The organism is Pseudomonas izuensis (assembly GCF_009861505.1).
GTDB classification, from domain to species: Bacteria; Pseudomonadota; Gammaproteobacteria; order Pseudomonadales; family Pseudomonadaceae; genus Aquipseudomonas; species Aquipseudomonas izuensis.
In genome coordinates this window covers 302,849-314,907 of record NZ_WTFT01000009.1, presented here as the reverse complement: position 1 = coordinate 314,907, position 12,059 = coordinate 302,849, and the positions used below count along the sequence as shown (strand labels likewise).

14 protein-coding genes are annotated in these 12,059 nt (G+C 57.6%); 10 read left to right on the top strand and 4 right to left on the bottom strand.

Features of this window, described 5'->3' with window-relative positions; genetic code table 11:
* From GPL81_RS31215 to GPL81_RS10200, 5 genes are all read left to right on the top strand, one after another.
* Positions 1–216 (top strand): hypothetical protein (locus GPL81_RS31215; protein ID WP_218585642.1); only part of this gene is annotated, 216 nt, incomplete at its 5' end.
* A 109-nt stretch (positions 217–325) separates the two neighbouring features.
* Positions 326–1,930, top strand: a complete 1,605-nt coding sequence (locus tag GPL81_RS10215; protein ID WP_160106625.1) for a tetratricopeptide repeat-containing response regulator — start codon at positions 326–328, stop codon at positions 1,928–1,930.
* Positions 1,927–2,619 (top strand): sensor histidine kinase, encoded by a 693-nt coding sequence (locus tag GPL81_RS10210; RefSeq protein ID WP_121105472.1) that lies wholly within the window; start codon positions 1,927–1,929, stop codon positions 2,617–2,619. Before GPL81_RS10215 ends, GPL81_RS10210 begins: the two co-directional genes overlap by 4 nt.
* Before the next feature lie 215 nt (positions 2,620–2,834).
* A complete protein-coding gene (locus GPL81_RS10205; RefSeq protein WP_178122581.1) occupies positions 2,835–4,076 on the top strand; it encodes a glutamine synthetase family protein in 1,242 nt (413 codons plus the stop codon).
* 69 nt (positions 4,077–4,145) lie between these two features.
* On the top strand, positions 4,146–5,507 hold the full coding sequence (locus GPL81_RS10200) for an MFS transporter (RefSeq protein WP_096509459.1): 1,362 nt from the start codon (positions 4,146–4,148) through the stop codon (positions 5,505–5,507).
* Positions 5,508–5,571: 64 nt separating this feature from the next.
* Here the strand turns inward: GPL81_RS10200 and GPL81_RS10195 are convergent, their stop codons facing one another.
* The 4 genes from GPL81_RS10195 to flgA all read right to left on the bottom strand — a co-directional run bounded on the left by GPL81_RS10195 (position 5,572) and on the right by flgA (position 8,194).
* Positions 5,572–6,318: a flagellar brake protein gene (locus GPL81_RS10195; RefSeq protein ID WP_160106623.1), complete on the bottom strand. Its 747-nt coding sequence runs from the start codon at positions 6,316–6,318 to the stop codon at positions 5,572–5,574.
* A 92-nt stretch (positions 6,319–6,410) separates the two neighbouring features.
* Entirely contained in the window at positions 6,411–6,878 is a 468-nt protein-coding gene (locus GPL81_RS10190) for a flagella synthesis protein FlgN (protein WP_160106622.1), read from the bottom strand.
* Positions 6,879–6,926: 48 nt separating this feature from the next.
* Complete coding sequence (gene flgM / locus GPL81_RS10185; RefSeq protein WP_096509462.1) at positions 6,927–7,253, bottom strand: flagellar biosynthesis anti-sigma factor FlgM; 327 nt, start codon at positions 7,251–7,253, stop codon at positions 6,927–6,929.
* A 179-nt stretch (positions 7,254–7,432) separates the two neighbouring features.
* Positions 7,433–8,194, bottom strand: a complete 762-nt coding sequence (gene flgA / locus GPL81_RS10180) for a flagellar basal body P-ring formation chaperone FlgA (protein WP_160106621.1) — start codon at positions 8,192–8,194, stop codon at positions 7,433–7,435.
* Between the two features lie 83 nt (positions 8,195–8,277).
* Here flgA and GPL81_RS10175 point away from each other — a divergent pair, with 83 nt between their 5' ends.
* From GPL81_RS10175 to flgD, 5 genes are all read left to right on the top strand, one after another.
* Positions 8,278–9,210, top strand: coding sequence for a chemotaxis protein CheV (locus GPL81_RS10175; RefSeq protein ID WP_015096472.1), 933 nt, complete (start codon positions 8,278–8,280; stop codon positions 9,208–9,210).
* Between the two features lie 46 nt (positions 9,211–9,256).
* Entirely contained in the window at positions 9,257–10,084 is an 828-nt protein-coding gene (gene cheR / locus GPL81_RS10170; RefSeq protein WP_160106620.1) for a protein-glutamate O-methyltransferase CheR, read from the top strand.
* 361 nt (positions 10,085–10,445) lie between these two features.
* The gene (gene flgB, locus GPL81_RS10165; RefSeq protein ID WP_121105478.1) at positions 10,446–10,853 is read left to right on the top strand and encodes a flagellar basal body rod protein FlgB; all 408 of its coding nucleotides are present in this window, start codon (positions 10,446–10,448) and stop codon (positions 10,851–10,853) included.
* 3 nt (positions 10,854–10,856) lie between these two features.
* Positions 10,857–11,300, top strand: a complete 444-nt coding sequence (gene flgC / locus GPL81_RS10160; RefSeq protein ID WP_096509466.1) for a flagellar basal body rod protein FlgC — start codon at positions 10,857–10,859, stop codon at positions 11,298–11,300.
* 15 nt (positions 11,301–11,315) lie between these two features.
* Positions 11,316–12,038, top strand: coding sequence for a flagellar hook assembly protein FlgD (gene flgD / locus GPL81_RS10155; protein WP_096509467.1), 723 nt, complete (start codon positions 11,316–11,318; stop codon positions 12,036–12,038).
* Positions 12,039–12,059: the final 21 nt, after the last annotated feature.

Here is a 12,059-nt window from a genome sequence, read left to right as displayed (position 1 = left end):
GCAGGTAGGGGTTTTGTTTTGTCCGCCGGAAAGTGGCGCGACGAAAATTCCCGTTTCCACACCCCCAACGATCTCGATTTTTTTGCTGGGCAAAACCGCGAATGCACGCCTGATGCTTCAAGAGAACGCTACCACTGGCCGATAACCATGGGATCACAGCGATCTTCAATTTTTGCAGCTTCCAATCGTTACGGCTGCCAAAGAGAAATCGCTTGATAGCCTATGGCTACTAGCTATCATCTGCGCGCTGAAAGGGGCGGTGAAGCTGATCTGGTTCATGTATCTGCCTTTCGGTTCTTCCTCTTAAATTGCCTGGAAATCTTCGATGTTGTCGTATCACCAAAAGAGTTTTCTGATCGTCGATGATTTTTCGGACTTCCGCAGTTCCGTCAGGTCAATGCTGCGAGAGTTGGGCGTCAAGGATGTGGATACAGCCGACACTGGCGAACAGGCGTTGAAGATGTGCTCGCAGAAATCCTACGATTTCATCCTGCAGGATTTCCATCTGGGTGATGGCAAGAAGAACGGTCAGCAGGTACTCGAAGACCTGATGATTGAGAAGCTGATCAGCCATGAAAGTGTATTTGTCATGGTGACCGCAGAAACCAGCCAGGCCATGGTGCTCAGCGCGCTGGAGCACGAACCGGATGCCTATCTGACCAAGCCTTTCAACCGTTCCGGCCTGGCCCAACGCCTTGAGCGCCTGGAGCAGCGCAAGACCCTGCTCAAGCCAATTCTGCAGGCCCTCGACCGGGGAAAACCGGTTGAGGTCCTTAACGCCTGCATTGCCCTGTGCAAGCAAGATATCCGTTATTCGCCTTTGTGCCTGCGTTACCGCGCTGATGCGTTGCGCGACCTGAATCAGAACGAAGCCCTCGAGCGTCTTTACGACAGCATCATTGCCGATCGTCCATTGCCGTGGGCATTTGCGGGGTTGGGTAAGTTGCTGTTCAAGCGTGGCCAGGTGGCTCAGGCCAAAGGCGTCTACGAAAAGGCGCTGAAAGTCTTCCCGATGATGCCAGCCCTCTACGACGGTATGGCGGACGTACTGGTCGCTGAGGGGGATACCAGGTCAGCTCAAAGGGTATTGGAAGAAGCGATTCGCCTGTCACCCTTGGCAGTGCGTCGCCAGGCGCAGTTGGGCAAGTTGGCGATGACCAACGAAGATTTTGACACGGCGTCCAAAGCCTACCGCCAGGCTGTTAACCAAGGCGCTCAATCGCGTTTCAAGGATGCTGAAAGTAACCTCGGACTGGCCCACGCCTTGATCAGCAAAGGCAGTGAAAAAGGCCTGGATACCCGGACCCGGCTGGAAATCAATACAACGCTGAGCGCGGTGGCCAAGGAGAATCCGTCCGACCCCGGCCTGCAAATTCGTGCACGGTTGATGAAGGCCACCAGTCTGTTGCTCAACGATGCCGAGACCGCGGAAAAGCTCACTGAGCAAGCGTTGATGCGCCTCGATGGCATGGAGCAGTTCATGAGTGCGGAGGCTGCATTATTGGTGGCCAAGCAATTGCAGATGCTCGGTCAGGCAGAGGCCGGCACGTCAATGCTGAAAAACTGTGTCGAAATCTACGGTGACGATCCGGCGGTCATGAAGGACATTGCCAAGCTCACGGATGACCCGACCATCCTCAATTCCGGCAACGCCGCCGCTGATCTCAACCGACAAGGCGTTCGCGTGTACAAAACCGGTAACCTGGTAGAAGCCCGAGAAGTGTTCCGCAAAGCCCTGGTGCTGCAACCGAAGAACATCAGTATCGCGTTGAATCTGGCACAGGCCCTGCTGCATGGCACCGATACCAGCGTGCCGTCGGCCGTACTCGAAGAATGTCGCAGCTGCCTGAAAATGGTCGGTTTGATGCCTGATACCGATGCGCGTTATCCGCGTTATCAGAAGCTTAAAAGCAAGGCGTTTGGCGAATGAACGACAATCAGCAGTCCCTGGATTTTTCTACGGTAATCGCTTCTACCGTGCACGACATGAAGAACTCGTTGGCCATGTTGATGCAGGCCCACAGTCAATGGTTGGCGAACCTGCCCGACCCGGCGCGGCATACTCCGGAGCAGGGCGTGATCGAATTCGAGTTCGCCCACCTCAACGGAATGCTCGTGCAGTTACTGGGTTTGTATAAGCTCGGTGTGAATCAGATGCCCTTGCAACCGGCCTACCACGAACTGGATGACTTCATCGAAGCGCAGCTGGCCTGTCATCAGGACGTATTTGCCAGCCGCGGTATTGCAGCGACCTTCGAGGTCGATCCCTTGAGCCCCCTGGGTTTTTTCGATCGAGAGCTGATTGCCTCGGTTCTCGCCAACAGCATCAACAATGCCATTCGTTATGCCCGGCATGCGGTGTTGATCAGCGTCAGCGACGAAGCCGGACAACTGGTCCTGACCATCAATGACGACGGTGAAGGCTACCCGGTCGAGATGATCGAGCGTCAGGCAGACTATGTGCAGGGCATCAATCACAGCAGCGGCAGCACTGGCTTGGGGCTGTACTTTGCCGGAAGGATTGCTGCGTTGCATCAACGCAATGGCGTCGGTGGCCGTACCGAAATCAGCAACGGCGGCCCGCTGGGTGGGGGCGTCTTCAGTCTTTATCTGCCCTGAACTTCTCCCCCGGGCTAAAGCTTTTTGTTTGACGCTGCTTGATATTCCGAACACGCGGAGCCTATTTTGTACGGGTTGCCGTTCGCGGCTCGCACAATAACAAGGATTGCGTCATGACAACCGATGGCCTGAGTTCACTCGCTCAGCGATTGACGGGCATTGATGAGATTGAATGTGTCACGCCGGATTTGAATGGCGTGCCACGGGGTAAAGTGATGACCTGCGAGGGTTTCCTCGAGGGACGGCGTTTGCAGATGGCACGGGGGGTGCTGCTGCAATGCATCATGGGTGGATATCCGCCAGCGCGTTTTTACGGCAGCGATGACGGCGACCTTGCACTGGTTGCCGATCCTGCGCAAATCCATCGCTTGCCCTGGAGCGAGCAACCGCGAGCGTTCGCCATTTGTGATGCGGACGAACTGACTGGCGAAAGCTCCAAGCTTTCGACCCGCGGACACCTCAAGGCTGTTATCAAGCGATACAAGGCCCTTGGCTTGTCGCCGGTGGTTGCGACCGAGCTGGAGTTTTTTGTCTTCGCGCGCAACACCGACCCGACTCAGCCTTTTCAGCCACCTGTTGGCCTGGACGGTCGACGCGAAGATGGCCATTCGGCATTCAGCGTCAGTTCCAATAACGGCTTGCGGCCGTTTTTCACTGAAGTCTATAAGTGCATGGCCGCTTTGGGCTTGCCTCGCGATACCTTCATGCACGAGATGGGCATCAGCCAGTTCGAGATCAACCTGCTGCATGGCGATCCATTGCTACTGGCCGACCAGACGTTCCTGTTCAAGCATTTGTTAAAGGAAGTCGCACTCAAGCATGGCCTTACCGTGGTTTGCATGGCCAAGCCATTGGCACATACGCCGGGCAGTTCGATGCATATTCACCAGAGCATCGTCGAGTCCGACACGGGACGTAATGTGTTCAGTGATGAGGCCGGCCAGCCGACGGCGACCTTCCGTCATTTCATCGCGGGTCAGCAGGCCTGCATGCTGGACTTCACCGCTCTGTTTGCGCCGAATGTGAATTCGTATCAGCGCTTGTGCCATCCCTACGCATCACCGAATAATGCCTGCTGGTCCCATGACAACAGGGCGGCGGGGTTGCGCATTCCAGCCAGTTCGCCGGTCGCTCGCCGGGTCGAGAACCGCTTGCCGGGTGCCGATGCCAACCCGTATCTGGCGATTGCCGCCAGCCTGGCTGCCGGGTTATATGGCATCGAGCACAAACTGGAACCGAGCGAGCCGATCCAGGGTGAATTTCAGGTACCGGACAATCTTTCATTGCCGTGTACCTTGCATGCAGCACTTGAGCGTCTGAAACGTAGCCAATTGGCGAAGGAACTGTTCGGCAAGGAATTCATCGAAGGCTACATCGCTTCGAAGACCATGGAGCTGACCAGCTTCCTTGATGAAATTACTCCCTGGGAACGGCGTGTACTAGCAGCCCAGGCCTGACGCACCGTCCATATCGGGCTATCGTTTCGGTAGTCCGATTCTCACTGCAAGGAGCCGCTCGGAACGCCGATGCGCCAAATCTGGAAACCCTTTCGAGCGCTTTATTTCGCCTCGCTGATGATGTTGATCGGCTCAGGCTTGCTGAGTACTTACCTGGGCTTGCGCCTGGCGGCCGACCATGTCGACAGTCTGTGGGTTGGTGCGTTAATGGCGGCCAACTATTTCGGCCTGGTGTTGGGCGGCAAGATTGGCCACCGCTTGATTGCCCGTGTCGGGCATATTCGCGCCTATTCGGCGTGTGCCGGGATCGTCGGTGCAGCGGTACTTGGGCACGGTTTGGTGGACTGGCTGCCGGCCTGGATATTTCTGCGGGTCATCGTCGGCCTGGGCATGATGTGCCAGTACATGGTCATCGAGAGCTGGCTTAACGAGCAGGCCGAAGCCTCGCAGCGCGGTACGGTTTTCAGTGGTTACATGATCGCCTCGTACCTGGGGCTGGTGTTGGGGCAACTGATTCTGGTCATGCACCCGGGCCTGGGTCTGGAATTGTTGATGCTGGTCGCCTTGTGCTTTGCCTTGTGTCTGGTGCCCGTGGCCCTGACCCGACGGATTCACCCGGCGCCGCTGCACCCGGCACCCATGGAGCCCCGATTCTTCATCAAGCGCGTGCCTCAGTCGCTGAGTACGGTACTGGGAGCGGGGTTGATCATCGGTTCGTTCTACGGTCTGGCGCCGCTGTATGCCTCGCAGCAGGGGTTGTCCACGGAGCAGGTCGGTCTGTTCATGGGTAGCTGCATTTTTGCCGGCCTGGTGGTGCAGTGGCCGTTGGGGTGGCTGTCCGACCGTTATGACCGTGCGCTGTTGATCCGCTGTTTTGCGTTCGTTCTGGCACTTGCAGCGTTGCCATTGGCGATACTCAAGCAGGTACCGCTGGAGGTGCTGTTTATTGCCGGCTTCCTCTGTTCACTGGTGAAGTTCTGCTTGTATCCGCTGGCAGTCGCATTCTCCAATGACCATGTCGAAGCCGATCGCCGGGTGTCGCTCACGGCAATGTTACTGGTCACCTATGGCGTTGGTGCCAGTATCGGGCCGCTGGCGGCGGGTGTGCTGATGAAGCTGTTCGGCAGCCAGATGCTCTATGCCTTCTTCAGTTTCTTCGCCTTGGTACTCGTGTGGCGAATTCGCCCGAAAGCAGTGACCAATCTGCATCAGGTGGACGATGCGCCACTGCATCACGTCGCCATGCCGGACAGTATGTCGAGTTCGCCACTGGTGGCTTGCCTTGATCCGCGGGTCGATGAGCAAGTGGTGCAGGATCAGATGCAGAATCCGCCTTCTGAACCGACTTCCGAGCCGCAGCCGCAAACCGATGCACCTCCAGAGGAGCCGGATTCGGGCAGGGAACAAAGTTTCACCGAAGCCAGGCCATAACACTCAGGCATAAAAAACGGGCAGTCACCGCAAAGGGGCTGCCCGTTTTTGTTGGCGCGTTATATCAGAAGTCGTCTTTGTCGAAGCGCCGTGCTTCGCGTTGCAGCTGATAGACGAACCGCTCGACCTGCCGCTGCACCAGGCCGCTCATGTTATGGAAGCGTACACCGGCGAAGGTGGTGGAGATTCTTTCTTCGAAGTGCAGGTAGCGCAGTTCGACCGGCGCGGTCATCTTGCCGAAGGGCAGGGCAGCCATGAAACGATCATAGACCTGGCCCAGCTGCAGGTTGCCGGTGATGTCGCCGGCGAAACGCAATTTGCAACCGGTAGCCGAGATGTCCAGTAACTTGCCGCTGATCGGTGCCTTGAGTTTCTCGCCGTCCAGGTCGACGTCGACCAGTTGCGCCAGCTTCAGCGCTGCACGGAACGCATTTCGGCGTTGGTGATAGACCACTTCGTCGGGCAGCGTGCCACGGTAGCAACGACTGCCACCGGATTCCTCGATGGTCAGCGGACCATTGCTTTCCCAGGCAATGCGCACACCCTCATGGAAGCCTTCGACCTTGAACGGTTCGCCAGCCAGCAGGTAGCGTTCGCCATCGCGGGGAATCATTTCGTCCAGGGCGATCATGTTGCGATCACGGTCGACGTCCACCAGATAGCTCTGGAAGCGCTGGCTGCGCTCGTGGAACGTGATGATCAGCGGGTCATGGCTTTCTTGCAGCTGGCGAAGGTTGCCGGAGATTTCCAGGGGCGTGCTGAGCACCTTGGGTGGCTGCGGAGCATCGTCCGCATTTAAGGCATTGGACACGGTTAATCAATCTCCAGACAAATTTTGACTACGGCTGGCCAGCATTTTGCCAGCATGTTTCGCGTCTTGATAGAGCGTGCTCATCGACGGGCTCAAGCCTGACTGAGCGTGCGCGGTTTCACAAGCTTGGAAAATGTTCCGCTGGCGTCATACAGGGCTGGAGGTTCGCCGCCGGTAAGGATCTTCAGCTGATTGGCCGTAGCGGCCTGCTGCACCAGAATCGACTGGCCGTTGTTGACATTGATGGCCTGGCATTGGGCCAACAGGTCGGTCAGCACATCGCTTTGCGCCAGCAGCGCCGGGCCGACGCTCGACTGGCTGGCCAGTTGCTCCAGACCGCTACGATTGGTGGGCAGGTTGAGGCTGGCGAGGATTTCGCTGCGCTTGCGGCCATGCTGTTCAAGCAAAATGATCAAGGCCTGCTTTTGCGCCAGGATGTCCTCAAGCAGGTACATGTCGCGACCATGCAAGGCGAGGGATTCGGTACGCAGTAACTCCAGCAGTTGTTGCGCTGGAGCAAAATCGTCGGTGATCAGTTGCAGCAAATTGGTGTCGTGCATGGCTGGCCTTGGGGTTTAAGCGTCCAAAAGCCTGGCGCGGGCCGTGGCCTAGCGCTGGGCTTCGAAGTTGAGCAGTTTGCTGGCTACACGGTTGCTGTCGACTTTATAGCTGCCATCGGCAATCGCTGCTTTCAACTCGGCCACACGGGCTTTGTCGACGGCAGGCTGATCGCGCAGCGTATCAGTGACCTTCTGCAACTGTTGAGCCTCATTGCTGAGATGTACCGATTCCCCGACTGTAGCCGTACCGGCCTGCTCGGCCTGGGTATTCAGCGGCGCGGATTTGCCGGTATCGGCAGTGTCCTTGGCAGCGCTGGTACGAGTACTGCCCGTCAGTGACGAGGAGCTGTTCAAACGGCTGAAATCGATGACCATGATAAAAAACCTCTGGGAATTTGGACGCTTGCCATGTTTTCGGCCATTCCCCGTAAAACTTTAGGCCCAATTATCAATAGAGCTCGCGCGCGCCAGCGCTTGCCCTGCATGGAGCACAGTTTAGGGAACAGCCATGGCCAGCGCCACATCTTCACGAACAAAGAGCCCAGCATGGCCGCTTACATTGAAACCTCCACCTGGCCCGGCGCGGTGACCTGCGCCTTGATGACGCGTTGGGAGTTGAGGTTTTTCACCCGGATCTGTTCGCTCATACCGCCGTTGGACAGTGCTTCGCCAGGCATGCGCACGCTGAGCGTGCCACTGCGGGCGGTAATGACCACTTGATCACCCTTGCGAATGACTTCCGCCTGTTCGAGGTGCACCAGTGTGATGACCTGATCGGCGACCATTGGTCGGGTAAGTCGTTGCCCGACCGCCTGATCCATGGAAGTCAGGTAACCCTGGTTGATCGCGCTGATGTCCCGCTCGCGCAAAATGACATCCCCAGGCTCGACAATGCCGGCGCGCCGCAGGGGGCGGGTGGTGGTCACGACATCGCGAAACAGGCGGACTTGAGCGGGTACGAAGACTGTCCAGGGGGATGTTCCTTCGCAGCGCACCTTGACCGTGACCCGACCCAACGGCTTGGCCGGACTCTCCAGCGAGGCTGTCAATTCCTTGTCGCACATCGGCATGCGCAGGCGCGGGTCGAGCTGGTTGACCTGGATTTCGTAACGACCTTCCGTTTGACTGGTGGCCAGATAGTCTTCTACGGTGAATTCAAGAAAGCCCTGAGTGACGCCGATAAGCATGTCAGGCAAGGTAACCGCGTCAGCAAGGGCAGGGCTGCCCGTGTTGAGCAGGCAAACAGCCACCAATGCACCGAGCAAATTACGGTAGGGTGGGGGCAGGCGTCGAAAAAATGTCGGTTCAGTGTTCATGGAAAGATAAAAAGCAAGCGCCGTGCCGTTTAGAGATGAATGTGCGTCGCAACAACACTTAGCGTTGGTGTAGGAGTCTGGGCATGGCTGGTGTAATGGATTCGGTGAACCAGCGCACGCAACTGGTGGGGCAGAATCGCCTTGAGCTGTTGTTGTTCCGTCTCGACGGCCAACAGCTGTACGGGATCAACGTGTTCAAGGTTCGGGAGGTGTTGCAATGCCCCCAACTGACGCTGATGCCCAAGTCCAGTCCTGTCGTGTGCGGCGTGGCGAACATTCGGGGGGCGACCATTCCGATCCTTGATCTGGCAATGGCGACCGGCTCCGGTGCTTTGAAGGACAAGAACAATCCCTTCGTGATCATTACGGAGTACAACACCAAGACCCAAGGGTTCCTGGTGCGCTCGGTGGAGCGCATCGTCAACATGAACTGGGAGGAGATTCATCCGCCACCCAAGGGGACCGGTCGCGATCACTACCTGACGGCGGTGACGCGGGTCGACAATCAGTTGGTCGAAATCATCGACGTCGAGAAGGTGCTGGCGGAAGTGGCGCCGACACCGGAAGCGATTTCCGTCGGCGTGGTGGATGTCGAAACACAGCACAAGGCGCTTTCGTTGCGCGTGCTGACGGTCGATGATTCGTCGGTGGCGCGCAAGCAGGTCACGCGTTGCCTGCAAACAGTCGGTGTCGAAGTGGTGGCTTTGAACGATGGCCGGCAAGCGCTGGATTACCTGCGCAAACTGGTCGACGAGGGCAAGAAGCCGGAAGAAGAGTTCCTGATGATGATCTCCGACATCGAGATGCCGGAGATGGACGGGTACACCCTGACGGCGGAGATCCGCAACGACCCTCGCATGCAAAAGCTTCATATCATCCTGCATACTTCGTTGTCGGGCGTGTTCAATCAGGCGATGGTCAAGAAAGTCGGTGCCGATGACTTCCTGGCTAAATTCCGTCCTGATGACCTGGCATCCCGGGTAGTCGACCGGATCAAAGCAGCAGATATCAGCTAGGGGCGTCCGGCCCCTGGCAGTCAACACGATTTAAGAGGCGGCAGCATTGTCTACGGGTAATTTGGATTTCGAACAGTTCCGGGTATTCCTGGAAAAAGCCTGTGGCATTTTGCTCGGTGAAAACAAGCAGTATCTGGTCTCGAGCCGTCTCAACAAACTGATGGAGCAGCAAGGCATCAAGTCCCTGGGTGAGTTGGTTCAACGCATCCAGACCCAACCGCGCAGCGGGTTGCGCGAGATGGTGGTGGACGCGATGACGACCAACGAAACCCTGTGGTTTCGTGACACCTATCCATTTGAGGTCTTGAAGAACAAGGTGCTGCCTGAAGCAATCAAGGCCAGTCCCGGTCAGCGGCTGCGAATCTGGTCGGCGGCGTGTTCGTCAGGTCAGGAGCCGTACTCGCTGTCGATGTCCATCGATGAGTTCGAGCGCAGCAATGTCGGACAATTGAAGATGGGGGTGCAGATTGTGGCCACCGATCTGTCCGGCACCATGCTGACCAACTGCAAGACCGGTGAATACGACAGCCTGGCCATCGGTCGCGGTCTGTCGCCCGAGCGGCTGCAGCGCTATTTCGACCCCAAGGGGCCGGGGCGCTGGGCCATCAAGGCGCCGATCAAGAGCCGGGTGGAATTCCGTTCGTTCAACCTGCTGGACAGTTACGCGAGCCTCGGCAAGTTCGATATCGTGTTCTGCCGCAACGTGCTGATCTACTTCTCTGCCGAAGTGAAGAAGGACATCCTGTTGCGAATTCACAGCACGTTGAAGCCGGGCGGTTATCTGTTCCTCGGTGCTTCCGAAGCGCTGAACGGGTTGCCGGATCATTACCAGATGGTCCAGTGCAGTCCGGGGATCATTTACCAGGCGAAATGATTTTCCATCGGCAACAACAAAACGGGAGCCCTCAGGAGCTCCCGTTTTTTATGCCTGTTTGTTTCGCATAGGCGCCGCTTTACCTGTGGGAGCAAGGCTCGCCCGCGATAGCCGTGGGTCAGGCAACATTTTCAATAACTGGCCTACCGTTATCGCGGGCAAGCCTTGCTCCCACAGTTGGTCGGTGTCGTCCATGGGAAAGCGGCAGAAAAGCGGCATCCAGCGGAAACCGGTTGCCGCTTTTCTGGCATTGCCACGTTGCCACTGCCCGCAAAGCCCCGGTTTACGGGCTTTTTTGAATTGGCATGACGCTTGCTAAGTTCATCGTACGAAAAATCAGGTCACCCGAAGGTTTCCCGACATGAGCATCAGCTTCGATAAAGCGCTCGGCATTCACGAAAAGGCGCTGGGCTTCCGCGCCCAGCGTGCCGAAGTCCTGGCCAACAACATTGCCAACGCCGATACCCCGAACTACAAGGCGCGGGATCTGGAGTTCTCGAAAGTGCTCGAGGCGCAGAACGATAAAGCCAAAAACGGCACGTTCGCCTTGAACATGACCAACAGCCGTCATATCGAAGCTGAAGGCCTGGGCAACGGCGAAGAATCGCTGATGTACCGCACGCCGATGCAACCGTCGATTGACCAGAACACCGTGGATGCCCAACTGGAACAGTCGAACTACGCGGAAAACGCGGTCAACTTCCAGGCCAGCTTCACCCTGCTCAACAGCAAGTTCAAAGGGCTGGTGTCAGCCCTGCGCGGAGAGTAAGTCATGTCCCTATCCAGTGTTTTCAACATTGCCGGTAGCGGCATGAGTGCCCAGACCACGCGTTTGAACACCGTCGCTTCGAACATCGCCAACGCCGAGACGGTCTCGTCGAGCATCGACCAGACCTACCGTGCGCGTCATCCGGTGTTCGCCACCATGTTCCAGGGTGGCCAGAGCGGCGGCAGCGATTCGCTGTTCCAGAACCAGGAAGCCGCCGGGCAAGGCGTACAAGTGCTGGGCGTGGTCGAAGACCAGAGCAACCTTGAGGCGCGCTACGAGCCGAACCATCCGGCCGCTGATGCCAAGGGCTATGTCTACTACCCGAACGTCAACGTGGTGGAAGAAATGGCCGACATGATTTCCGCGAGTCGTTCGTTCCAGACCAACGCCGAAATGATGAACACCGCCAAAACCATGATGCAGAAGGTCCTGACCCTCGGTCAGTGATAAGGGGCGACTCAGATGAGTGTTACCGATACCACCAGCAGCCTTAGCCTCAAAGATATCCTGGCCAACTCTTCGATCAAGACCAACACCAGTGCCGACGGCCTGGCGTCCGCGACGAACAGCGCCACCGGCAATAAGTCCCTGGGCAAGGATGCGTTCCTGCAACTGCTGGTGACGCAGCTGAAGAACCAGAACCCGCTGGAGCCACAGGACAACGGTGCATTCGTTGCCCAATTGGCACAGTTCAGCAGTCTGGAAGGCATTACCACGCTCAATAGCACCGTGTCGGGCATCGCCGGTAACTACAACTCGTCCCAGGCGTTGCAGGCTTCGTCGCTGGTCGGGCGTTCGGTCATCGCGCCGGGCGACAAGGCCGTGGTCGATACCGCCAAGAGCCTCAACGGCACTATCGCGGTACCGGCGTCGGCAGACCCGGTCTCCCTCAAGATCACCGATACCGACGGTAAGGTTATCCGCACCATCAACCTGGGCTCTCAGCAAGCCGGCAACGCCAGTTTCATCTGGGATGGCAAGAACGATGCCGGTGAAGTGGCCAAGGCTGGTACGTACACCTTCAACGCCACCGCGACCTACGACGGCAAGGCGACCTCCCTGGTGACGAACCTGCCGGCGACCGTCAGCAGCGTGACCATCAGCCAGACCGGTGGTGAATTGATGCTCAACCTCGCCGGGCTGGGCAGCATCGCCCTGTCCAAAGTACAAACCATTGGTATGTAGGGCCGACTAACACGGCACAAA

Excerpts from the sequence above, each read along its gene's own strand:
- GPL81_RS10215 (WP_160106625.1), top strand. The coding sequence starts at position 326 with ATGTTGTCGTATCACCAAAAGAGTTTTCTGATCGTCGATGATTTTTCG.
- GPL81_RS10210 (WP_121105472.1), top strand. The coding sequence starts at position 1,927 with ATGAACGACAATCAGCAGTCCCTGGATTTTTCTACGGTAATCGCTTCT.
- GPL81_RS10205 (WP_178122581.1), top strand. The coding sequence starts at position 2,835 with ATGACCTGCGAGGGTTTCCTCGAGGGACGGCGTTTGCAGATGGCACGG.
- GPL81_RS10200 (WP_096509459.1), top strand. The coding sequence starts at position 4,146 with ATGCGCCAAATCTGGAAACCCTTTCGAGCGCTTTATTTCGCCTCGCTG.
- GPL81_RS10190 (WP_160106622.1), bottom strand. The coding sequence starts at position 6,878 with ATGCACGACACCAATTTGCTGCAACTGATCACCGACGATTTTGCTCCA.
- flgM (WP_096509462.1), bottom strand. The coding sequence starts at position 7,253 with ATGGTCATCGATTTCAGCCGTTTGAACAGCTCCTCGTCACTGACGGGC.
- flgA (WP_160106621.1), bottom strand. The coding sequence starts at position 8,194 with ATGAACACTGAACCGACATTTTTTCGACGCCTGCCCCCACCCTACCGT.
- GPL81_RS10175 (WP_015096472.1), top strand. The coding sequence starts at position 8,278 with ATGGCTGGTGTAATGGATTCGGTGAACCAGCGCACGCAACTGGTGGGG.
- flgB (WP_121105478.1), top strand. The coding sequence starts at position 10,446 with ATGAGCATCAGCTTCGATAAAGCGCTCGGCATTCACGAAAAGGCGCTG.
- flgC (WP_096509466.1), top strand. The coding sequence starts at position 10,857 with ATGTCCCTATCCAGTGTTTTCAACATTGCCGGTAGCGGCATGAGTGCC.
- flgD (WP_096509467.1), top strand. The coding sequence starts at position 11,316 with ATGAGTGTTACCGATACCACCAGCAGCCTTAGCCTCAAAGATATCCTG.